We start from the raw sequence: 22,732 nt of genomic DNA on the forward strand, positions 1-22,732 counted from the left end.
GTAGTTAAGCTCACGCACCACTTACAATTTCGTAGGCACCGTCTTGATCAAAGTTCATGCAAACATAGTAAGGGAGTTTTGCTATATGCTCACCAATATCAATCCCAAACATATCATTAAGCGGAAAAGCGTCTAAACGATTTATAATCACCTTAAATTCATCCTTCATAAAGCCCATTTTATGTATCTGCTTTATTTCTGATGGTGAATGAACAACCGCTTTGTAAACCGCATTTTCAGCAAAACCATCTGGAAATTGTTTAAACAAAATTTGATCCATTTGAGGGTGGGTAAAGCCAGATAAAAATTGTTTTAATAACTCAGCACTAATATTAATTTCATCACAACTAGAGTGAAGAAGATCAGCAACTTCATGTCCTATTTCAAACAGTTCTTCAAACCAGTTATCACCATCTGAAAACCTATCTATTGTTAACAGATCATGCCACGCCATTTTTGTATCTGGGGAAAATGGATTAAAAGTCTCTAAGCTCACCGAAAAATGATCAGCTTGCTTGTATGAACTAGGCATTTCATAGCGGCACTGGTACTTGTTGTAACCCCATGTCTCTCGGCCATTTACGAGCGCGTTAATATTATTTACTGTAATAAAAGCTGGATACCAATAAAGGTGCGTCATTTTCAGTGTTGTATTATCAATTTGAGCAATCGGTAACCAAATAATAATATCCGTTTCTTGCATCCAGCCATAACTTCTAAAAGGCTCAACCTTCGATGCTATATTTTCGATATCTGTAAAAGTAAGTAAGCAATACGATGACAGAGCTTTAAAACTAAACTCACTATTTGAAACACTATTGAGTGTCTGATCAACATAACTTTGAATACAAACATATGTGCCTTTGATAAAAAATCCATACATCATTGCGTTAATCATTCTACAAGGGGGTTTTGCTATTGGGTTACCAAAAAAGTGTTGGTACTTCCCATATTGCTCTTCGCTCATCGTATCTTCCTTAGTGTTTACAGTTAATCCACTTCAATCTGCTCCTGATCAAGCGTCTGTTGAAGTGTCACAATTTGTTGCTCACAAAAATGAGTATAGTGAAGGTATGCATATTTGTTGAACTGATTCGACAAAGCATTCATAAACCCATGGTTATATCTAGTACGGGTACAATTAACCCAGGACATTTTCTTGAGTGTATTAATAACGGGTGTTAATTCAAAATGTGATTCTTGATGAGGAAATAACAAATCAACGAAGCATTTGGGTTGTACATGAAGGTAGTTTCTTATTTGACCGGGGTAAAAACCAATTAGCTTGTTAGGTAACGTATGCGGCATGTTTGCAATAGCGCGCCATGCAGCGACAGCGCCGGCACTAAAAGCAATGATCAAATCTGGTTGGTGGGTGCCAATCGCTTTTTCAACTTTAGCCATGTAGCCATCATGGCCGATTGTATTTTTAAATTGCTCATAAATCTCACCTTCAGTTTTTTGCCTAACTGATTGCTTAACTCGATAAGGAGAGCAAATCACAACCTCATCACTGAGTTCATTCGCAAAGGCGTCTAAATTGGCCGTATGTCCAAAAATATCACTGATAATTAGCGTTACCATAATTTCCATCCTTTTTATAAGTGGTAGTGCTCATACTATGTAGGCCAACCCTTTATTATATCAATTGGTTACTATGCAGTATATCAACTGTTACATACCTAACCGTAGTGCATTTCCATTGGCAATGAGGTTTGTAGGCTGAACCTGCTTATGGGGTTGACTGTTTAAATCTAGCAGGCGGACTTAATTTGTAAAATATAAAAGAGTGATTATTTACATTCTAACAAGCTCTAATTTTTATGAGTTTGCTACACTTAGACCTAAGTGAACAGTCAGGTAAACTAATGCTGCGAATTTGTATTCCCTTTATTCTCCTATGGTCCAGTGGTATCAGCGCAAAAACTATCACGTGGATTTATATCGACTTTGCACCGTATTATATATTAGAAGGTGCAAAAAAAGGTTTAGGTAGAGATGAGCGCGTAATTAGCCTACTAAAAAGAGTCATGCCTACCTACAAGTTTGAGTTTGTAACCTTGCCAGCAAGCAGAGCGATTCATGAGCTTTCAAGCCCTAACAATGCTTACTGTATGGTATCGCTATTTAAGACGGCAAAAAGAGCAAAACACATTAGCTACACTCTTGAAAGCTCGACTATTGGATTATCACCTTCAATTGCAGTGAGGCGCCACACGTTAAAAAGGCTAGGTTTGGAACCGGGGCAACAGGTCTCAATTCGTGACTTAATGAGTCGCCACCAACTTATGCTTGGCGTATCTGCCAACCGCTCTTTTGGAACTACACTTGATAATATTATCAATTCAGTCTCTTCAGACCTACTCGTCTCTCGCCCGGGCAAAGATCCACTCATTGGGTTAACGGGTATGTTATTAAAAAATCGCGTTGATTTAGTCTTGGGTTACCCTAGCGAGCATTATCACTTGAAGCAGTTGTTAGACGATAACTATCGCTTAACCCAATTAACCATCAAAGAAACACAGGGTATTTCAAGGGGGTATGTTGGTTGTACCAAAACCCCCAAAACAAAGCTGGCAATTGCAGATTTGAACATCGCTTTAAAAGCCATAAAATCTCAACGCCGATTTAGCGATACCATGTTATATTGGCTACCCACTGAATTGCAGCCTACATTAACAAGCAAACTCACGCATATTGATTTAACAGCCCCTGAGGGATAAACTAATTACTATAAAAGTAACTTTGCTTCTCTAGAGAAATACCTGCATCCTCAAGAGCGCTAACTACAAATGTCACCTGCTGCACTTTCTTAGCAAGTTTTGCACTTTCTATTGTCACTGTTATTGGGATCAATAACATTTCACCACCATCAATTTTAATGTCTGTGGGCGTAGTAACGACAGCACCATCAAGTCCTTTAAAACTAATGGCATAATGCAGTTGCTGCTGTGTTTTGTTGATTACACTTAATGTATACGGGTTTTCCACGACGCCTTCATAATTGACACGATATAGTGCGTTTCTATCTCTTATTACCGATACCTCAAGCGGCATTCGGTTCATCAACCAAGTCGCCATAATAGCCAAAATCAAAGCAGTTAAAGTCGCGTAACCTACTAACTTAATTCTAATCTTCTTTGCTTGTTCTCCAGCTTGCTGCCGCTCACTTTGATAACTTATTAAACCACGTTCATATCCAAATTTATCCATTGTGTCATTACAAGCGTCTATACATAAACCACAATTTATACACTCATATTGCAAACCATTGCGTATATCAATACCAGCCGGACACACATCTACACACAAATTACAGTCAACACAATCCCCTAACCCAAGCTCGCGAGGACTATCTTTACGCTTCCTACGCCCTCGCTGTTCACCACGCTCTGCATCGTAGCTCACAAGCAAGGTATCTTTATCAAACATCACCGACTGAAAACGAGAATATGGACAAGCAACTGTGCACATTTTCTCTCTCAAAAATCCAGCATTACCATAAGTACATAAAGCAAATAGAAATACCCAAAAGCTCACCAGGCCAGACCATTGAAAACTGAGCATTTGCGTATATAACGTATGAACTGGTACAAAATAAGCCATAAAAGAAGTTGCCGTAAATAACGACATGAATAGCCAAATGGTATGCTTGGTTATCTTTTTTTGAATTTTAGTAAAGTCCCAAGGCGCTTTGTCCTGTTTAATTCGTTGATTACGAGTGCCTTCTATTCGATGTTCAACCCATGTAAACATCAGCATCCATATGGTTTGCGGACACATAAAACCACACCAAACACGACCCAACCAGTTAGTAACAAAAAACAGTGCAAACGCACCTGCCATGAAAACACCAGCTAAAACCATAAAATCTTGTGGTAAAAATGTGATTCCGAATATTCGAAATTGCTGGCGCGCCACATCAAATAATATTGCTTGGCTACCTTGATAACTTACCCAAGGTAATCCAATAAACATCGTCATTAGCAGCCAACTCAAATAACGTCTGATCTGTTGAAAATACCCTTTTTGTTCTCGAATATAAATTGGCCCGTCTTGCTTAAAGGGCTTAATAATTAAATCTTCTTCTTTAAAGTCAAACTTCATAATGTGTCTACTTGCATTTTCGTCAATAAGATGCAAGTAAGTTTGCAACTTTCAGACCATTCTGAAAGTTAATTTAACTCTATGATATTTAATGATTTTTAAAAAATACAACTAACAAGGTCGTGATATTTCGCGCATCAACGTTAAATATCACGAATCTTTTTTAATTCCTAATTTTTTCATCTTTGAGCGCAGGGTGCTTTCGTTCAAACCAAGTTTAGTGGCAGCCCCTCCCTCTCCTGCAATCTGCCAATGACATTGTGATAGCACTAACAAAATGTGTTTTCGCAATGCGTTATCTAACGTTAAATCTTGCTCATCAATAACTTGACTGCTCACCTCAATAGCAGATAAAGGAGCTGAAAGCTGCAATAAACGTGCATTACTTAAAATAGCCTCTCGCTCAAGTATGTTTTGCAATTCTCGAATATTTCCAGGCCAATCATACCTCTTAAATTGCGCTAACGCCGTATTGGAAACTCCTTCAAACTGTTTACCTAAACGCTTGTTAAGTTGTTTAATTATATTTGCACTGAGCAAGGGGATATCTTCTTTGCGCTCTTTCAGAGCTGGTACTCTAATAGGAAATACGTTCAGTCTATAATACAGGTCCATACGAAAACCACCTTGCTTAACCATCTGCCAAAGCTCTCTATTAGTGGCAGCAATAATACGAATATCGACTGAAATAGTTTGGCTTCCACCTACTCGCTCAAATTCTTGTTCTTGCAGCACTCTCAGTAACTTACTTTGTGCCTCTAATGGTAACTCACCTATTTCATCTAAAAACAAAGTACCTTTGTTTGCCAATTCAAAGCGACCTTTGCGCCGCTCATTCGCCCCCGTAAAAGCGCCCTTCTCGTGACCAAAAAGTTCAGACTCTAATAAACTGGCTGTAAATGCAGCGCAATTTACTTTTACAAAGGGTTGTTTGTTCCTACCACTCAGTCGGTGTAAATTCCTTGCTACTAGCTCTTTTCCCGTGCCATTTTCCCCCAAAATTAAGACGGTACTGATGGTTTGACTAACGAGTTCAAGTTGCGACAACATGGTCTTAAATATATGACTACTTCCCACCAGCCCTGAATCTTGCCAGTCTTCATTAAGCTCCGACAGAAGATAAGCATTTTCATCTTGTAACTGCTCACTCAATGATTGCACTTTATCCAAAGCTAGTCGTAATGCTTTTTCTGTCTCTTGCTGTTTGGAGATATCTCTAAACACCGCAACTGCACCAATTAGTAAACCATCTCGATAAACTGGTGTAGAGGTATATTCAACAGCAAAACTACTACCATCTTTACGCCAAAACACCTCGTTCTTTACATGGCGCTGTTTACCATCAAACATGGTACAGTAAATTTGGCATTGATCAGCGGGGTAAGGAGTGCCATCAGCATGACTATGGTGGTGGTACTGATGAATTTTTTTACCAAGTAACTCATCTGCATGCCACCCTGTCATCCGTTCAGCCGCAGGGTTCACAAACACCGCATTCCCTGATAAATCAAACCCGTATATTCCTTCACCTACAGCATTAAGTAACAGCTCAGTATCACCTAAAAAATGATTAACTCTATTTGCCATTGTGCACCTCGTGAAATATCACGAGCACTATAGCACAAAAGTTTCCCATATAAATAAGCCCTAACTAAAGTGCTGGCGATACGCAATAATTGTTTTGCCATATTGCGCTTTGAATACTCGCTTAAACGATCCAACATCTTGATAACCGACCTGCCAAGCAACTTCATTAACGCTCATTCTAGTAGTGCGTAGTAAGCGTTTTGCATATTCAAGTCGAGCTAATCTTACATATTGTGTTGGTGATAAGCCCACTTGCTTTTGAAATCGCCTTATCAAAGTACGCTCACTGAGATTAATCTGCTGAGCGAGCGTGTCTAAAGTCAATGCATCTGACAAGTTCTTTTTGATGTAATTTTGTAGTGATAGCAATCTTTCATCTCGGTGCATTTCAAATGCACCTATTTGCATATATGACTGTTGAGACGTCAATAATTGTGGAATGGCTAACCACGAAGATAACTCGTCGGCAAGTGCTGCCCCACATGTTTGTTCAACAAAGTACACCATCATCGAAAAGTAACATTGTGCAGCGCCAGAAGTTAATACTTTACCATCTCGTAAGAATATCTTTTCTTGGCTAACGTTTAATTGGGCAAAGTAACGTTGATAAAATGACTTAAGCCACCAGCTGCTAGTCACTTTATAGTCATCTAAAAATCCACTGGTAGCCAAATAACTCACAGCAGTGCAAGTTGCAATTACATGCTCACTTTGCTCACTAAGTTGTACTATGTGTGCTTTAAAAGGTTTATAAGCCTGACATGATTGCCACAGGCTCTGTGGCCCTTGAAACTGGCTACCTACCCACAACATAACATCGACCCTATCAAGTTCAGCTAATATTTTATCACATGGAAGAACTAACCCCTGGCTGGTGAATACTTTACGCTCCTCTATACCAACTAGTTGCCAACTAAATATCTGTTTCCCTGCCAAGGTATTTGCAACATTCAGTATATCGATAACACCTGTAATGCCGGTCGCAAGTGCGTTATTAGGACAAATTATCGCCACGTCATACATATGTCAGTTTTACCTTTAATAATGTCATTTATGACACGTTAATGTTTACCAGATCTAAGGTAAAGTAATTTTAAATACTAACTTAAATAGAGGTACTGCATTATGTGGATTCACTATCCAATCATCTTTTTAATTACACAGATGTGTTTATTATGGCTATTAACCATGGGACTAAGAATTGCTGCATTTAAACAAAAAAAAGTATCTGTTAGTGATATTCAATTTATTGAAAAATCTCACTTTCCTAAGACGGCGATGCTGGTAGGTAACAGCTACGACAATCAATTCCAGCAGTCAACTTTATTCATAGTGCTGCTTTGTTTGCTAAGCCAGCAAAATATTGAAGGCCACTTTTGGTATGTCATTAGCACTTTTTTTGTGCTCGCAAGATATTGGCATTGCATTGAGCATATCTTGTGCAAAAACCTACTTCTTAGAACTCTTTCATTTGCACTTGCGTCTGCCTGCTTTTTTATTGCTTGGTTTGGTTATTTGTACACATGTTTAAATGACATATTGCTCTTTTAAAGATAAATACTTGAACAAGATGGCGATAACTACTTTTAAAAGGGCTTTTAGACCAACATTAAACAATGATAAAATTAAAGTCTTGCTCCGTATTATGTCTAGGCCCCCTTTTGAACACAGCAACATATATCCCAGAGTCATTTTTAGATGATGTAAAAAGCTATATTCCCAGTCACTTATCGATTAATGACTTTGTTGATGCGTGTCAGCGTCCTCTTCGTCGTTCAATAAGGGTTAACACCCTAAAAATGTCAGTTGATGACTTTATACAATATTGTAGTAAGAACAATTGGCATATTGAGCCGATACCATGGTGCAGCAATGGTTTTTGGCTTACCCGCTCACAAGACGAAGAACAAAACCTACCAATCGGTAATACAGATCTTCATTTAAGCGGCTGTATTTATGTACAAGAAGCCAGCTCAATGTTACCACCGCAAGCGTTAATCAATGCACTTACTACGAGTGATTGCGTACTCGATATGGCTGCCGCTCCGGGGTCAAAAACATCGCAACTGGCTGCATTAATGAATAATCAAGGACTACTAATAGCCAATGAGTTATCGTCGTCACGAGTTAAAATACTCGCCGCTAATATGAAGCGAATGGGTGTTGCAAACTGTGCCCTTTCGCATTTTAATGGCACCATCTTTGGCGACTACATGTTTGAATGCTTTGACAGTATTTTGCTTGATGCCCCTTGCTCTGGGGAAGGCACAGTTAGAAAAGATGAAAATGCCTTAAAAAACTGGTCGATTGAATCTAATATTGAGATTGCTCAGGTACAAAAGAACCTGATCCGAAGTGCGTTTTTAGCTTTAAAACCTGGCGGAACATTAGTTTACTCAACTTGCACCCTCACACCACTAGAAAATCAAGAGGTGTGTTATGCTTTATTAGAAGAGTTTGTAAACAACATTGAAATTGAACCACTCGATCGCTTATTTCCCGGCGCTGAAAAGGCGACTACGGAGCAAGGTTTCCTACACGTATGGCCACAAATTTATGATAGCGAAGGTTTTTTTATCGCTCGATTTAAAAAGTTAAGTTCAGTAGAGCACTCAGCACAAAAAGTTAAAAAAGGCGAGTTTCCTTTTTCACCAACACCGAGCAAACTTCAAGACAACTTTAATGCACATATTAAAAAGCAATTTGGCATTCAAGCACTGCAAGGTAAGCTTATGAGCCGAGATAAAGAGTTGTGGCTATTCCCTGATGCGATAGAAAAGGTTCAAAATAAAATAAAGTATTCAAGACTTGGCATACAACTAGGGACAACACATAAAAATGGCGTGCGCATTGAGCATGAATTTGCAACCGCACTTGGCAAGCTTGCTACAAAAAATACCTTTTCAATGAACCAACAACAAGCTCAAGATTACTTTCACGGCAAAGATATTCGCCTTGCGCAACCTACAACAAACACGCATGAAGTTATTTTAACGCTATGTGGTGCACCAGTAGGTTTAGGGAAGTGGCAAAAAAATAAAATTAAAAACAACTTGTCACGAGATTTAGTGAGTAATGCTCAGTTGATAACTTGGGTATAACTTGAAGATATCCTTTGTGTATTTTTAGACCAAATAAGCATATGCAATACAACCCTTTGTTTTATATTAGTTTTAAATATACTGCATATGTTTGTAGTTTTTATGAATAATTAGCTACACTTAAATTACTTTCTACTTCTCCCTAATGTATGAAGGTGTTTTTTAAGTAACGCATTGGCTCCTCAGAGCCATACCCTAAGCCCAGAGTACTCCTTTGCTCTGGGCCTTTTTTTGCTTAATTTTTAGCAACAATTAGCCAGCGCGCTGTCGGCATATTGGTCTTAAGAATCGCAACATTGCATTTAAACCAACCGACGTACTTTTGACATCTGTACTAGAGGGAAAGGGGCCCCCATGATTCATAGAAGCACACACTTCAACTCCTGTAGGCATTTGATTTTCAATGAGTCGTCCAACTTTATACTGCAATGCCTCAATAACCACGTTTTGACTTATAAAATCAGACTCTGTACCGTGAATTGACGCGGTTAGCTGCCCATCCAAATTATCTACAATTTGTGCCAGCTCAGTATCATTTTCATACGTTACTATCAATGCAGCAGGGCCAAACACTTCTTCATGCAATGAGGTGTTAGCTAAATAGGTTGTAGCATCAGTACTGAAAAGATGGGCATTCGCATGAAACTCGGCTTGTAATTGCCCATGAGCAATCAAACTGACGCCATACGTTGCTTTTAACCTTTCAATACTACACTTAAAACTGTTAACAATATTAGGACTTAGCAAAGTATCTGATTGACTCGCGTTCAACTGCTCTTTTGCAGTCTTGATAAATGCATGATTATTCGAAGGGATCAACCAAAGGCCTGGACTCGTACAAAACTGGCCATTGCCCATCAGCAACGATTGGCATAATTGCTGAGCAAGTTCACTGCCATGCAGCTCAGCATGTCTGGCAAAAATAACCTGCGGATTTATGCTACCCAGTTCGCCATAAAATGGGATTTGTTCACTACGCTTTGAAATTGTTTCCATCAATTTTTGAGCAACGGTGAAAGAACCAGTGAAACCAACGGCTTTGATTTGTGAAGCTGCTACTAACTGATGTGAAATATCATAATTTTTAGCTTGTATCATCGAAAATACGCCTTTGGGCATCTTCGTTTCTTGAATTGCTTTATCGATTGCCTTTGTCATCATCTCACTCGTTGCTGGATGTGCAGTGTGGCTTTTCATAATTACTGGACAACCAGCTGCAAGCGCTGAGGCAGTATCACCTCCCAAAGTAGAGAAAGCGTAAGGAAAATTGGATGCTCCAAACACCGCGACTACTCCAACAGGCAAATGGCTTAGCTGAGTACTCGGTTTCGCCAGTGGTATTCTTTGGGGATCTGCTTGATCATGAACATTTAGATTCAATAAACCATTGTGACTTTGTTCCAATGCTTGCGCAAATGCACGCAACTGATTAATTGTACGCCCTCGCTCCCCTTGTAATCGTGCGATTGGCAAATTAGTTTCTTCATGAGTGATATCAAGCAAGGCATCACCTAGTGCTTCAATCTCCTGTGCAATTGCAAATAAGAATGTTGCCCGCTGTGCAAAGCTTGTTTGTCGATATTCAATAAACGCTTGTGCTGAACTGCTAAGCGCATCTTCCAGCATCTGTGAAGTTGCCTCATAAATAGGCGTAGTTAAAGACTGATTTTGTCTTGGCGAAAAGCCAAAAAAGACCTGCGTACTATCGCTTTGTTGCCACTGTCCTGCAATATAACTTGCACCACTAATTTCCATGGTTCGCTCCTATAAATTTCTGTTCAAATCACTTGAAAGCCAAATGCATATGGATCACTGTCATCCACACAAATATTGCTTGTGCCCGTCACTTTTGACCACCCCCTAATACTGGGTAAAATCGCCGTTTTACCCGCTACTTCCGTTACTGCTTCAATACAACCAACGAACTGGCTACCGATATAGCTTTCATGTACAAATTGTTGCCCGACTGCAAGTAAACCTTTGGCATATAACTGTGCCATTCGAGCACTAGTACCTGTGCCACATGGAGAACGGTCTATCGCTTTATCACCATAAAATACGGCATTTGCTGCACTAGAACTGCTATGTTTTGGTTGGCCTGTCCAAAGCACATGGGATGCACCTTTAACCGTTGCATCTAAAGGGTGAACACACTCTAGAGTTTGATTTACAACCTTGCGAATCTGTGGGCTAAATTTTAAAATGTCACATGCACTCCACTTATCGATGCCAGGGAAATTCGTCTGTGGTTCAACAATAATGTAAAAATTACCACCATATGATATATCTACATTCAACAGACCAAGTTCTGGCACATCAATGATTATATTTTCATAGGCTAAATAAGCGGCTACATTGAATAACTTTACCCATTGGACTTTGTCATCTTGCAGTAAATATTCAACATCGACTCGACCTGCAGGTGTATCTAACTTGAGTTTGTGATTATGAGTGGGTTGAATTAGTCCATTTTCAAGGGCAAAAGTAACAGTCCCTATTGTGCCATGGCCACACATAGGCAAACTACCTGAAGTCTCAACAAATAGAATACTCGCGTCCCCATCAGCCGTCGTTGGTGGATAAATGAAAGAACCGGACATCATGTCATGTCCTCTAGGCTCAAACATAAGAGCTTGACGGATCCAGTCATATTCAGACATGAAATGCTGGCGCTTTTCACTCATAGTGTCACCCCGCAAATTGGGGTGACCACTGGTGATCAAGCGCACAGGGTTGCCACAAGTATGGCCGTCAATACATGCAAATGTCCCCTTGCGCATATGCTTAATCCAAATTAAATTTGCTTAAGTCGATACGGTTAGACACCGCCTCATCATACAAGCGACTGACCATCTCTTTATCATTGTGCTCCAAACTTAAACGCGGCGCACGAGTTACTTCAGAGCCTCGACCTGCTAGTTGTTCTGCATATTTAATACACTGCACTAACGTTGGAATAGTATCTAAGCGCAATAACGGCAAGAACCAACGCCATATTTCTTTTGCTTCTTCATAGCGACCTTGACGCGCAAGCTCGTAAATCGCGACAGACTCTTTTGGAAATACATTAGTAAGCCCAGAAATCCAGCCTGTAGCACCCAACATCAAGCTCTCTAGCGCAATATCATCGACACCACCGAAAATAGTGAATCGTTCACCAAAGGCGCTTTGTAACTCTGTGATACGGCGTGTATCTTCTGTTGCTTCTTTTACAGCAACAATGTTGTCCTCATTCGCCAGTACTTTCATACCCTCAAGTGATACATCAACGCCATAGGTAATGGGATTGTTGTATATCATCACTGGTAATGACATGCTGCGCGCAACTTGTTGATAGTGGTAAATGGCTTCACGTTCAGTTGAACGATAAACCATACCCGGAAGTACCATTAAACCATCAATACCGATTTGTTCTGCATCTTGGCAAAATTCAACAGCAAATTGAGTTGTTGTTTCAGCCACGCCACTTAACAAAGGGACACGACCTGCGACGACATCTTTAGCCGCTTTTAACACTTCACGTTTTTCCTCAATACGAAGTGAGCAATTTTCACCCACAGTACCTAACACGATAATGCCATGGACACCCTCGTTAATAAGTGCATCAATCATCCCTTTTGTTGTCTCAAAATTGATGCTGCCGTCATTATTAAACTGAGTGGTTACTGCTGGGTAAACCCCTTGCCAATCGATCATATTATTACTTCCTTACTGGTTTTTGTGTTTACCATTCTAGGTATATTGTATACAATAATCAATATGCAAATAAAATAATTATTTTTGTTCATGCTTAAACACTCAACAAAAAACATTCAATATATTGTTTTATAAGTGATATATCATTTTTGATATCGCTTAAATAAATACTTTAAACACTGAAAAGTACACATGCAATTTGAACATTTATTGAGTTAAATATCCCAAAATTTGATGGCGCAGGAAAAGTGCATGATAAAAAACAAACAGAAAATTGCCGTGATCGGCGCAGGTATTATCGGGCTTTGCAATGCAAAAAAGCTGCAAGATTTAGGCTACCATGTCACCCTATTTGATGATAAAGGCATAGCTGAATGTTGCTCTAAAGGTAATGCCGGCCACTTTGCTACTGAGCAGGTTTTTCCACTGGCAAATAAAAACTTGTTACCCAAACTACCAAGTATGTTGTTAAACCCTAATAGTGCACTGGCTATCCATTGGCGATACCTGTTTAAAATACTGCCTTGGTTTGGGCGCTTTGTATTCAACATGCGTAGTAAATCGTTTGATGCACACACCCAAGCAATTAGAGCGCTCAATGAAAATGCCTTATCAGCGTATGAAGATCTGCTCACTGATAGTGACTATCAATCATTGATCATTAAAAAAGGCTCTTTACTAACTTTCGAGAGAACCAAAAAGGCAGAAATAGAAAAGATCTATACTCGCTACCAAGAACAGAATATTGCGGTTCGTTGGCTTAGCAAAAAAGAACTGCATAAACTCGAACCAAACCTCAATGAACTGATCACTGATGCACTCTACTTTACTGATGTGGGTCACAGCGTGGAACCTCATAAATTATGTCTACATATTTTTGACTTGTTCAAAGCCGGTGGTGGTGAATTTTTACAAACAGCTATTAAAACCTTGTCACCTCAAACCGTCATACACGCAACAACTGATGCAGACGAAACGTATCAATTTGATAAAGTAGTTATTTGTACAGGAGCTTGGAGTAAACCCCTTGCCAAGCAGCTTGGATTTAAAGTACCGTTAGATACTGAACGGGGTTACCATGCAATGCTTAATAAGCACCATATTTTATCTCGCCCAATTGCATCCGCTGAAAGGCAATTTATTATCACCCCTATGCAGCAAGGTTTGCGTTTGGCAGGAACGGTTGAATTTGCAGGATTACATGCCCCTGAGCACACTCAGCGCGCAACTATGCTACTAGAACACGCAAAAAAGTTACTTCCTGATGTTGAAAAGTGTCAGGTGCAACATACTTGGATGGGTTGCAGGCCATCTTTACCTGATTCACTGCCTGTGATCAGTTCGCACCCAAATTGTGAAAATATATTTTTCGCGTTTGGCCACCAGCATCTAGGCCTAACTCAAGCAGCTATTACAGCAAAATTAATCGCTCAGCTATGTCAAGGCGAGTCACCCTGCCTCGATTTAACCCCATATAGAATTGATAGATTTTAGGAGTCAACATGACAACACATGGCATTGGTACACAAACACAACAACAAGCTCTCGATACACTTGGAAATATGAGCGAAAATGTGCAACCTATTAATTATAATGAATATTTACAACGTATTGCAAACGCACAATGCTATATGCAACAAAATGGTATTGCTGCAATTTACTTAAATGCCGGCACTAATCTAAAGTACTTTACCGGCATGCAATGGTATGCAAGTGAACGTATGGTTGGCGCTATTTTACCTGCTGTAGGTAACATTGAGTTCATTGCTCCGACATTTGAAATTGGTTCATTGTTAGATTATCAAATCGTTGCAGGTCCAATAAATGATTGGCAGGAACATCAAAGTCCTTACACACTTTTTGCGCATGTTTTAAAAAAAATGGGGATCGCCGATAATGCAACCATTGGAGTCGATGAAAGCACCGCCTTTTTTGTTGTCGATGGTATTCGACAAGCAGCGCCAGCATTGGGGCTTATCAACGCTCAACCTGTAACCGCACATTGTCGAATGCACAAGTCAGACAATGAAATCGCCTTAATTCAACGAGCGATGGATATGACTCTAGCGGTACACAAAGCGACAGCAAGCATGCTTTGTGAAGGTATAACCACAACAGAAGTTGAAACGTTTATTAATCAGGCTCACCAAAAAGTAGGTGCAACTGGCAACTACTTTTGCATTGTTTTATTTGGTCATGCAAGTTCATTCCCACATGGTGTCAAAGAGCCACAAGTACTAAAGCAAGGTGACATAGTGCTGGTTGATACCGGTTGTAAGGTAGAAGGTTATCTGTCTGATATTACCAGAACGTATGTGTTTGGCGAAGCCAATGAGCGCCAGCGCACTATTTGGCAGCATGAAAAAAATGCGCAATTGGCCGCTTTTTCAGCCGCTAAAGTAGGTAAAACATGTGGTGATGTAGATGATGCCGCACGCAGCTATTTAGCATCGCAAGGGCTTGGCCCTGACTATGACTTACCTGGCTGCCCGCACAGAACCGGTCACGGTATTGGATTAGATATTCATGAGTGGCCTTATTTAGTCAAAGATAATCCGCAAATACTCTCACCAGGTATGTGTTTTAGCAATGAACCGATGCTAGTAGTACCAAATGAGTTTGGGGTTCGCCTTGAAGATCACTTTTACATCACTGAGCAAGGGCCAAAGTGGTTTACTCAGCCAAGTCATAGCCTTGAAGACCCATTTGGGTTAAATCAACTTTAATTTCTTTACATGTACACTGCCCAAAATATACAATTCATATATAAAACATATATAAGGGGTATACTTTGGGTATCGTGAAAATTTCTGATGAGTTACACGAAGAATTACGTGCAACATGTCAGGTGATGTCTCGCTCCATAAACTCTCAAGCTGAGTTTTGGATAAAAATGGGCCGTTTAGCTGAACTAAACCCTGATAAAACTTTTACTCAGTTAATTCAGGCACAGTTAGCAAAAAAGGCCAAACAACACCCTTCACAAGAGTCCTCGCATGAATGACGTTATAATTAAAACCCCTGAGCAAATCGAATTAATGCAAGAGTCTGGAAGGTTGCTAGCCCAAGTGTTTTTGATGTTAGATGACATTATTAAGCCCGGCATTACAACAATGACAGTGAACAACCTAGTTGAGCAATATATTGTTAATGAGCTTAATGCTCGACCCGCGTCTAAAGGGCAATATGGCTACCCGTTTGTGCTTAATAGCTCAATAAATGAAGTGGTGTGCCATGGTATGCCTAGTGACTCTGACGTATTAACCGACACAGATATTATTAACTTTGATATCACGTTAGAGAAAAATGGTTTTATCGCCGATTCAAGTAAAATGTATATAATGCCAAATGCCAGCAAAGAAGCGAAAAAACTTGTAACAGTAACCCAGCAAGCTATGTGGCAAGCTATAAAACTTGTTAAACCTGGTGCTCGCCTTGGTGATATAGGTCATATTATTGCCCAGATTGCTCATCAAAATGGTTATAGTATAGTTCGCGAGTATTGCGGACACGGCATAGGTGAACAAATGCACGAAGCACCAAACGTGCTGCACTATGGTAAACCCAACACAGGATTAAAATTGCAAGCTGGTATGACATTCACCATTGAGCCCATGCTCAATCAAGGTAGTGCAAAGGTCAAAACTAACAAAGATGGTTGGACTGTGGTTACCAAAGATAAGCAATTATCAGCGCAAACTGAACACACTATTTTAGTTACTAACACGGGTTATGAAGTATTAACGTTGCGAGCAGAAGAAGCAGCTCAATTATCGGCACTATTATAGCAAGCACTTCAAATTTAAAATTGATTCATAATAAAAAGCCCAGTAAATAATAAACTGAGCTTTTTATCATCTATTTTTAATTAAAATTAGAACTTATAGTCAAACTTTAAATAAGCTTGACGACCAAGTGATGTATGGGTTTTAGCATCTATTCCCATTGAATCTGAAGGCATTTGTGGTGCTTCTTCATTAAACAAGTTTGCAGCCCCTACCGTCAACGTTAAATCTTTAAAGCCTATGTAACTGACAGTTGCATCGTACGTTGTCCAAGAGTCAACCTCGAACTTATTGCCAGCACTATCTGCTAAGTCATTATACGAATCAATAAAGTTAATATTTAAAGTGGCTAACCAATCATTATTTGCCCAATCAACACCCGCAGTCCAACGATATTGAGGGTGCTCGTGCTCACCGTTTAAATCTTCACGCACTGTAGTTGTATTACCGTTTTCATCACTTTCAAACGACTGTTCTTCAAAGTTTAATGCATAAGTTAAATTGTAGTGAAACTTAAACTCACCCATATCTTGAGTGTTAAGCGCATAGGCTAAGTTAACATCAAAACCATCTGTCTCACGTCCACCGATATTAACGAATGTGTCATTAATTCTTAAAATACGCCCAATTGTGCTGCCTTGATTAGGTGCCCGTACAACAAAGTTAGGATCGGTACCACAGCAGTCAACGAGCTTTTGCGCGCCGATTTTTTTGATCAAATCTTCTTGGTCATAATTCCAATAGTCTACACCAATGCTAAAATCATCCGTTGCTTGCCAAACAACACCTAAGTTATAGTTTTCAGACTCTTCCGGCTGTAGTTTTTTGTTACCCGCAACAACTGCTGTATACTCTGTCGGTTCACAATCGGCTTCTGCACCTGTTTGACGACAGCGTTCTTTATCAATAACTGACGGTGACTCATCCGTACGACCTAAATGAAGCTGCACTAAAGAAGGTGCTCTAAATGCAGTCCCCCATGAACCACGAAGTACTAGCGAGTCGATGGGTGCCCAACGAAATGCTACTTTAGGGTCGGTAGTTGTTCCAAAGTCACTATAATCTTCGTGACGTATCGCCAGTTGCAGCTCTAAAGTATCAAGGACAGGAACACTAAACTCAGCAAATACCGCAGTGTTATCTCTGTCACCATTGGCTTGAGTTGCCTCTGTACCAAAAATTTCGCCTCTTAAGTATTGCGCATCAGGGTTATCTTCAATTTTCTCGCGACGTGATTCAAAACCAAATGCTGCAGACACATAGCCTGCACCCAGTTCAAATAGTTCACCAGAGACCGTGCCATCTAAAGACTGCATGGTTGATGAACCGTAACGTGTTGTGGTGGTCTCAAAGTACGCTAAACCTTGAGCTGTATTTGTACTTGGTTCAAACGGGTTCCATAAGCCCATATCAATGGCTTCTTGCGCTAAACGCTTATTCGGGAACCCATCAAAGCCTTTCTCAACCGCACTTGAGCGAATTGTTGAAAAAGCAACTTCCCAGTCCCAATCTTTATAGTTACCACGTGCGCCAAGCACTGCTCGGTAATATTCTGAATCTACATCTTTTTTACGATTGCCAATATCAACTGTACGACGGCGCATGGAAATATCGACACCATGTAAAAAGTGATTAGGATCTGATGCTAACGGATGGTTTGGGTTGTCACCAAGCATTGTGAGTTCAGTAAAACTTGGACTACCTGCACCTTGAATAAATGTTGATGCATGCTGCGCCGAAAATTCAGCAAATCCTTCTACATCATCAGAGATTTCCTGAACCCCATTGTAGCTAAAGCTAAATCGCTCTGTTGAAGGTATTAAAGACATATGTGGTGCATAGTCATAACGACAAATATCACCAATATTTAGATTATCCGCACAGGTATCATTACCCCATACATCAGCAAATATAGTTTGTCGAATTTGCGTCCCATCATCTGCTACACCTGTGACAGGTAGCCTTTCCCATTGAGCGTCGCTAAGCATGCTTCTTACAACTTCAACACTACCAGGAAAACCTGATGAACTTAATGAATTATTACCGCCTCTAAAACGTTGATCCGCTGTCGCTGTATAATCTCTGTCTCCGAAAAATACATCACCACGCTTGAAATAATCTAGTGCAAAGTTATGCTGGCCTTTGTCTGTTGATGACCCCCATAAAATGGTAAAATTTTGCTCTTCACCACCACCATCAGCAGTATCAGAAACCTTGCCTGAAACTTCAAAGCCATCAATGTCATTTCGTAAAATAATATTGATTACCCCAGCAACTGCATCAGAGCCATAAGTAGCCGATGCGCCATCTTTTAAAATGTCGATACGTTTTACAGATGAGACAGGAATGGTATTTAAATCAACGAAAGATGTTTCTATGTCTTTTGCAAATGGGCTAACAGCCACACGACGCCCATTTATCAATACCAGTGTAGAAGATGCACCTAAGCCTCTAAGCGCAACACTCGATCCTCCGTTTGCAGTATCATCACTTGAGTTACCTTGTGTACTAAATGTACCAGCACCTGCAACGGGTAGTTTTTGTAGCGCACCAATCAAGTCCGTAGAACCAGTAGCAGCCAAATCACCTGCAGAGATTGATTGAATTGGAGATGGCCCTTCCATATCTGTTCGCTTAATATGAGAACCAGTCACTTCGATACGTTCAACTTTCTCTTCGGCTGCAACAGCAAGCTGAGTTTGACCGAGTAACATTGCTGCTGACAATGCACTTAATGTAAATATAGGTTTCATGACTTTCTTTTCCCTGTTGTTGTGTAAGTTATTGTTTTAATTAACTCGTATTGTTCTACCATATATTTAAGCAACGTACAATTCGGTACTTTTCTCACATGTTTGCTAAATATAATTCTCATTATCGCAAGTAACGTAAAAATAAAATATTCAAATCAATAAGTTATTAACTGTGCGCCCTTAAACAGCACAAATAGTTGCACTGCCAAACTTGTAACTACAAAGTAAATTTTTTAGATTAAACTGTTACAGTTAGTGTCTATTTCATGCAAACAACGTACAATGAAAGCCCATATTTTGAACACCACTCACTGAATAACAAAAGAGTTACAATCAAATTATTTACATTAAAGCAATAAATGCGTTTTATTAATAAACGCCTATAGCATGAAATTTCAGTGTCGATAGCAACCTGCTGCTACCCACAATCAATTATATCGACTGCTTAGACTCTATATATGAAGTACGCCAGTCATAGAACTTTTAAACCAAATCACAAAGTATGACAGGTCAAAACACATACTTGAATCGTCGCGATAAAAGCGACTAGGTTCAAGTCAGCTTAAAATGAGGAAATGACCCGGCATCTGTATTTACGTAAACTTTTCATTCTAAAGTCATTGCACTGAGGTTTTTTTTATGCCAATTTCAAGCCTGCGCTCAGCCAGTTAAATAAATAATAATCAACAGAGTAGTAAAAATTATGACAGGATCTATTAAACTATCGCCAGTAGCACTGGCACTTCTTGCAAGTACTGCAGCCATGGCACAGCAGACCAATGAACAGAGTATCGAAACAATCTCTGTGCTCGGCTCAAAAGTCTCTAACCGAACAGCGACGGAATCAACTTCACCTATTGATATTTTAGATACTGAGCAACTTAATAAAGGCGGCTTTACCGAGCTTGGCCAAAGCCTACAATCAATAGCCCCTTCTTTTAACTTTAGCCGAACTCAGGTATCTGACGGCTCTGATTTATTTCGTCCAGCTACGCTTCGGGGCTTGCAACCCGATCAAACACTGGTGCTTATCAATGGTAAACGTCGCCACACCCAAGCTATATTTGGTTTATCTGGCACTGTTGGTGCCGGTGCTGCGGGCACTGATATGAACTCGATTCCATTAATGGCATTAAAAAATGTAGAAATACTCAGAGATGGTGCTGCAGCAAGGTACGGTTCTGATGCCATTGCGGGAGTTATAAACCTATCCTTAAATGACAGTACCGGCGTTACGACTGGCTTTGTGCAAGGCGGTTCAACAGGCGAAGGTGATGGTGATACCTATTCATTTGGCTTAAACCGAGGCTTTGACCTTGGTAATGAAGGTGGCTTTGTCAATTTATCAGTCGAGTACCGAGATGCTGAAGGCACCAATAGAGCGCAACGAGATACCGGTGGTTCATCAACCACTGCACCAGGGGATCTTTCACAAAGCGTTCGCTGGCGACAAGGTAACTCTGACAGTGAATTTATTTCTCTATTTTACAATGCGGCTTTACCTATTGGTCAAAATGAGCTGTATTCCTTTGCCGGTTTTTCAAACCGCAGCGCATTTGGTAACGGCTTTTATCGTGACTTTAACCGTGCAGAAAGAAACGTGCCACAAGTATACCCAGATGGTTTTTTACCCCGAATAGATAACGAAGCTGAAGATTTATCTTTTGCTGTAGGTTTTAAAGGTGAGTTTACACCTGATTGGACATTCGATTTATCAACTGTTTATGGTGAAAACCAATATGATTATTCATCATCTAACACCATAAATTCATCTTACGCGGCACAATTTCTTGCTCAAAACCCTAATGCTTCAGCCCAAGACATCGCGGATAATGCAGGTCCCAAAGGCGGCTATTCTGGCGGCTTCAGATTTGACCAATGGACCACTAATTTAGACATAAATGGTATTGTAGACGTCTCAGGTAGCGAGCCAATTTACTTCTCTATTGGCGCTGAGTATCGTAAAGAGAACTACGAAATTGTACCGGGTGAAGTTGCTTCATATGCCTGTGGCGCATCTAATGCTAGAAGTTCTTTTGCATCGGTTATTGACCCTGATGTATTTGCCGATTGCGGCTTTCAAGCTTATCAAGGGCTAAGACCCGATGCCGCTAACCAAGCTGACCGTTCAAGCTACGCCATTTATCTTGAAGCTGAGACCTTGCTCAATGAAGACTGGTTAGTCAGCGCTGCGCTGCGCTATGAAGATGTCTCTAACTCAAATGATGATACTATCTGGAAATTGGCAACACGTTACGAAGTCACAGAAAACTTAGCAATACGTGCAGCCGCATCGACTGGCTTCAGAGCACCATCTCTACAGCAATCTGGCTATACAGCTTTCACCACTACATTAGGCGGCGATGGCTCATTAGCCACGTCTTATACCGCCACAGCAGGTGCCCCCTTTCCAGCTGCATTAGGGGTAGATGGCCTAAACCTAGAATCATCTGATAACTACAACCTTGGCTTCGCATGGGATGTTAGTAATGATTTGTCAGTCACTTTAGATTTTTATCAAATTAAAATTTACGACAGAATTAATCTCGGCAGCTTTATTGGTGTCAACAGTGACGAGTTAACTGGATTTCCTGCCGCTAATGCTGCGCTCAATGCAACAGGTGCTGTACAAGGTAACTTCTTCTCAAACTCACTGGACTCGACAACTAAGGGGGTAGATTTAATCGCATCGTACTCAGTAGGGATGGCCAGTGGTGAGCTTGATATCACCTTTGCAGCAAATAAAAATAAAACGCAGATTGATAGAGTAAACACACCTCAAGGTATTCCTCAAAGCATTGTGCTAGATGAACAACGACGTTCATTTTTAACCCATGGACAGCCACAAGAACGCGCAACGCTCACTTTTGACTATCAACAAGATAAGTGGAGTTCACTCATCAGGTTTAACTATTTTGGCAAAACTGAGGTGAGCTACTTTGCAGGTAAGCACATAGTGATACCTGACTTCTTATCGCCAACTAATGATTGGCAAGATAATAGTACAGTTGAAGCTGCTGTTTTGGTTGATGTAAACTTTGCTTACCAATTATCTGAAAACTTAAACCTCTCGGTAGGCATAGACAACCTATTTGACGAAACTCCCGATGAATTAGGAGAGGACGAAGTACTTAACTTTATCACTAATGGTGCCATGCGCTACCCACTGCGCGCCCTACCATATGGCTTCGATGGTATGACTTATTATGCTAAAGTAAGTTTTAGTTTTTAAATTGGCTACGAGATATAAAGGTGAAGCTGACGCTTCTCTCTTATATTTGCTCTTCTCATCATTAAAAAATATCCGACTTAAAAACTGACTATAGCTAGGGTCTGTTGATCTTTGAGGTATGAATTTTGTTCAAATCAAAGGTTTTCATTACGCGAAATGAGTAATGCAGCATAATAATTTATGTCAGTTGCGAATGACAAAGTAGTGGAAGCCTTTGGTTGAACCCTTTGGGCAGCGCCATTCGAGCATTTTTTCTACGTTATCACCTGACTTACATAGAATAACTATGCGACGCAGGTTCTGCCTTGCCAAAATACCCGAATGACTGCTGCAAAAACACACAGCAAAGATCAACATACCCTAATACTGTCAGTGCCTCCTAACAACACAATCATCATACAGCAAGGCTGCTTTGTCAGTAGTGCCTATGATTAGGTACAATCGTAGACTTGGCAGTTCCTTTAGCAATTT

17 protein-coding genes are annotated in these 22,732 nt (G+C 40.2%); 8 read left to right on the top strand and 9 right to left on the bottom strand.

Going from position 1 to position 22,732, the window contains the following annotated elements:
- Positions 1–10 precede the first annotated feature (10 nt).
- The gene (locus OCI93_RS11070) at positions 11–967 is read right to left on the bottom strand and encodes an acetoacetate decarboxylase (RefSeq protein ID WP_261592970.1); all 957 of its coding nucleotides are present in this window, start codon (positions 965–967) and stop codon (positions 11–13) included.
- 23 nt (positions 968–990) lie between these two features.
- The gene (locus OCI93_RS11075) at positions 991–1,584 is read right to left on the bottom strand and encodes a hypothetical protein (RefSeq protein ID WP_261592969.1); all 594 of its coding nucleotides are present in this window, start codon (positions 1,582–1,584) and stop codon (positions 991–993) included.
- A gap of 239 nt (positions 1,585–1,823) precedes the next feature.
- Between OCI93_RS11075 and OCI93_RS11080 the strand changes: the two genes are divergently transcribed.
- Complete coding sequence (locus tag OCI93_RS11080; protein WP_261592968.1) at positions 1,824–2,723, top strand: hypothetical protein; 900 nt, start codon at positions 1,824–1,826, stop codon at positions 2,721–2,723.
- A 1-nt stretch (position 2,724) separates the two neighbouring features.
- On the opposite strand, the gene ccoG is transcribed toward OCI93_RS11080, so the two are convergent.
- The 3 genes from ccoG to OCI93_RS11095 all read right to left on the bottom strand — a co-directional run bounded on the left by ccoG (position 2,725) and on the right by OCI93_RS11095 (position 6,717).
- A complete protein-coding gene (gene ccoG / locus OCI93_RS11085) occupies positions 2,725–4,107 on the bottom strand; it encodes a cytochrome c oxidase accessory protein CcoG (RefSeq protein ID WP_261592967.1) in 1,383 nt (460 codons plus the stop codon).
- Positions 4,108–4,257: 150 nt separating this feature from the next.
- A complete protein-coding gene (locus OCI93_RS11090) occupies positions 4,258–5,694 on the bottom strand; it encodes a sigma-54 interaction domain-containing protein (RefSeq protein WP_261592966.1) in 1,437 nt (478 codons plus the stop codon).
- A gap of 60 nt (positions 5,695–5,754) precedes the next feature.
- Entirely contained in the window at positions 5,755–6,717 is a 963-nt protein-coding gene (locus OCI93_RS11095; RefSeq protein ID WP_261626420.1) for a GlxA family transcriptional regulator, read from the bottom strand.
- A gap of 102 nt (positions 6,718–6,819) precedes the next feature.
- Between OCI93_RS11095 and OCI93_RS11100 the strand changes: the two genes are divergently transcribed.
- Together OCI93_RS11100 and rsmF are read left to right on the top strand one after the other, a co-directional pair.
- Positions 6,820–7,245 carry an MAPEG family protein gene (locus OCI93_RS11100; protein ID WP_261592964.1) on the top strand — a complete coding sequence of 142 codons (426 nt, stop codon included), beginning with the start codon at positions 6,820–6,822 and terminating at the stop codon, positions 7,243–7,245.
- A 110-nt stretch (positions 7,246–7,355) separates the two neighbouring features.
- Positions 7,356–8,795 carry a 16S rRNA (cytosine(1407)-C(5))-methyltransferase RsmF gene (gene rsmF, locus OCI93_RS11105; protein WP_261626421.1) on the top strand — a complete coding sequence of 480 codons (1,440 nt, stop codon included), beginning with the start codon at positions 7,356–7,358 and terminating at the stop codon, positions 8,793–8,795.
- A gap of 252 nt (positions 8,796–9,047) precedes the next feature.
- Here rsmF and OCI93_RS11110 read toward each other — a convergent pair whose 3' ends face one another.
- Genes OCI93_RS11110 through OCI93_RS11120 form a run of 3 tightly spaced genes read right to left on the bottom strand, consistent with a single transcriptional unit; the run spans position 9,048 to position 12,491 of the window.
- On the bottom strand, positions 9,048–10,550 hold the full coding sequence (locus OCI93_RS11110) for an aldehyde dehydrogenase (NADP(+)) (RefSeq protein ID WP_261626422.1): 1,503 nt from the start codon (positions 10,548–10,550) through the stop codon (positions 9,048–9,050).
- A 23-nt stretch (positions 10,551–10,573) separates the two neighbouring features.
- The gene (locus tag OCI93_RS11115) at positions 10,574–11,575 is read right to left on the bottom strand and encodes a 4-hydroxyproline epimerase (RefSeq protein WP_261626423.1); all 1,002 of its coding nucleotides are present in this window, start codon (positions 11,573–11,575) and stop codon (positions 10,574–10,576) included.
- 4 nt (positions 11,576–11,579) lie between these two features.
- Positions 11,580–12,491, bottom strand: a complete 912-nt coding sequence (locus tag OCI93_RS11120; protein ID WP_261592960.1) for a dihydrodipicolinate synthase family protein — start codon at positions 12,489–12,491, stop codon at positions 11,580–11,582.
- A gap of 252 nt (positions 12,492–12,743) precedes the next feature.
- On the opposite strand from OCI93_RS11120, the gene OCI93_RS11125 reads away from it, so the two are divergent.
- The 4 genes from OCI93_RS11125 (at position 12,744) to map (ending at position 16,279) form a co-directional block, all read left to right on the top strand.
- Positions 12,744–13,985, top strand: coding sequence for an NAD(P)/FAD-dependent oxidoreductase (locus OCI93_RS11125; protein ID WP_261592959.1), 1,242 nt, complete (start codon positions 12,744–12,746; stop codon positions 13,983–13,985).
- Positions 13,986–13,993: 8 nt separating this feature from the next.
- Positions 13,994–15,217: a M24 family metallopeptidase gene (locus OCI93_RS11130; protein ID WP_261592958.1), complete on the top strand. Its 1,224-nt coding sequence runs from the start codon at positions 13,994–13,996 to the stop codon at positions 15,215–15,217.
- A 65-nt stretch (positions 15,218–15,282) separates the two neighbouring features.
- Entirely contained in the window at positions 15,283–15,495 is a 213-nt protein-coding gene (locus OCI93_RS11135) for a ParD-like family protein (protein WP_261592957.1), read from the top strand.
- Positions 15,488–16,279 carry a type I methionyl aminopeptidase gene (gene map / locus OCI93_RS11140; RefSeq protein WP_261626424.1) on the top strand — a complete coding sequence of 264 codons (792 nt, stop codon included), beginning with the start codon at positions 15,488–15,490 and terminating at the stop codon, positions 16,277–16,279. Before OCI93_RS11135 ends, map begins: the two co-directional genes overlap by 8 nt.
- 86 nt (positions 16,280–16,365) lie before the next feature.
- On the opposite strand, the gene OCI93_RS11145 is transcribed toward map, so the two are convergent.
- On the bottom strand, positions 16,366–19,029 hold the full coding sequence (locus OCI93_RS11145) for a TonB-dependent receptor plug domain-containing protein (protein ID WP_261592955.1): 2,664 nt from the start codon (positions 19,027–19,029) through the stop codon (positions 16,366–16,368).
- A 703-nt stretch (positions 19,030–19,732) separates the two neighbouring features.
- Here OCI93_RS11145 and OCI93_RS11150 point away from each other — a divergent pair.
- On the top strand, positions 19,733–22,261 hold the full coding sequence (locus tag OCI93_RS11150; protein ID WP_410007631.1) for a TonB-dependent receptor plug domain-containing protein: 2,529 nt from the start codon (positions 19,733–19,735) through the stop codon (positions 22,259–22,261).
- Positions 22,262–22,732: the final 471 nt, after the last annotated feature.

Source organism: Pseudoalteromonas holothuriae (assembly GCF_945859825.1).
GTDB lineage: Bacteria > Pseudomonadota > Gammaproteobacteria > Enterobacterales > Alteromonadaceae > Pseudoalteromonas > Pseudoalteromonas holothuriae.

Bases quoted from the DNA above. Each gene is read 5' to 3' on its own strand.
- OCI93_RS11110 (WP_261626422.1), bottom strand. From the start codon at position 10,550: ATGGAAATTAGTGGTGCAAGTTATATTGCAGGACAGTGGCAACAAAGC.
- OCI93_RS11080 (WP_261592968.1), top strand. From the start codon at position 1,824: ATGAGTTTGCTACACTTAGACCTAAGTGAACAGTCAGGTAAACTAATG.
- OCI93_RS11115 (WP_261626423.1), bottom strand. From the start codon at position 11,575: ATGCGCAAGGGGACATTTGCATGTATTGACGGCCATACTTGTGGCAAC.
- OCI93_RS11070 (WP_261592970.1), bottom strand. From the start codon at position 967: ATGAGCGAAGAGCAATATGGGAAGTACCAACACTTTTTTGGTAACCCA.
- OCI93_RS11145 (WP_261592955.1), bottom strand. From the start codon at position 19,029: ATGAAACCTATATTTACATTAAGTGCATTGTCAGCAGCAATGTTACTC.
- OCI93_RS11120 (WP_261592960.1), bottom strand. From the start codon at position 12,491: ATGATCGATTGGCAAGGGGTTTACCCAGCAGTAACCACTCAGTTTAAT.
- OCI93_RS11130 (WP_261592958.1), top strand. From the start codon at position 13,994: ATGACAACACATGGCATTGGTACACAAACACAACAACAAGCTCTCGAT.
- OCI93_RS11090 (WP_261592966.1), bottom strand. From the start codon at position 5,694: ATGGCAAATAGAGTTAATCATTTTTTAGGTGATACTGAGCTGTTACTT.
- OCI93_RS11100 (WP_261592964.1), top strand. From the start codon at position 6,820: ATGTGGATTCACTATCCAATCATCTTTTTAATTACACAGATGTGTTTA.
- OCI93_RS11150 (WP_410007631.1), top strand. From the start codon at position 19,733: ATGACAGGATCTATTAAACTATCGCCAGTAGCACTGGCACTTCTTGCA.
- OCI93_RS11125 (WP_261592959.1), top strand. From the start codon at position 12,744: ATGATAAAAAACAAACAGAAAATTGCCGTGATCGGCGCAGGTATTATC.
- OCI93_RS11075 (WP_261592969.1), bottom strand. From the start codon at position 1,584: ATGGTAACGCTAATTATCAGTGATATTTTTGGACATACGGCCAATTTA.
- OCI93_RS11095 (WP_261626420.1), bottom strand. From the start codon at position 6,717: ATGTATGACGTGGCGATAATTTGTCCTAATAACGCACTTGCGACCGGC.
- ccoG (WP_261592967.1), bottom strand. From the start codon at position 4,107: ATGAAGTTTGACTTTAAAGAAGAAGATTTAATTATTAAGCCCTTTAAG.
- map (WP_261626424.1), top strand. From the start codon at position 15,488: ATGAATGACGTTATAATTAAAACCCCTGAGCAAATCGAATTAATGCAA.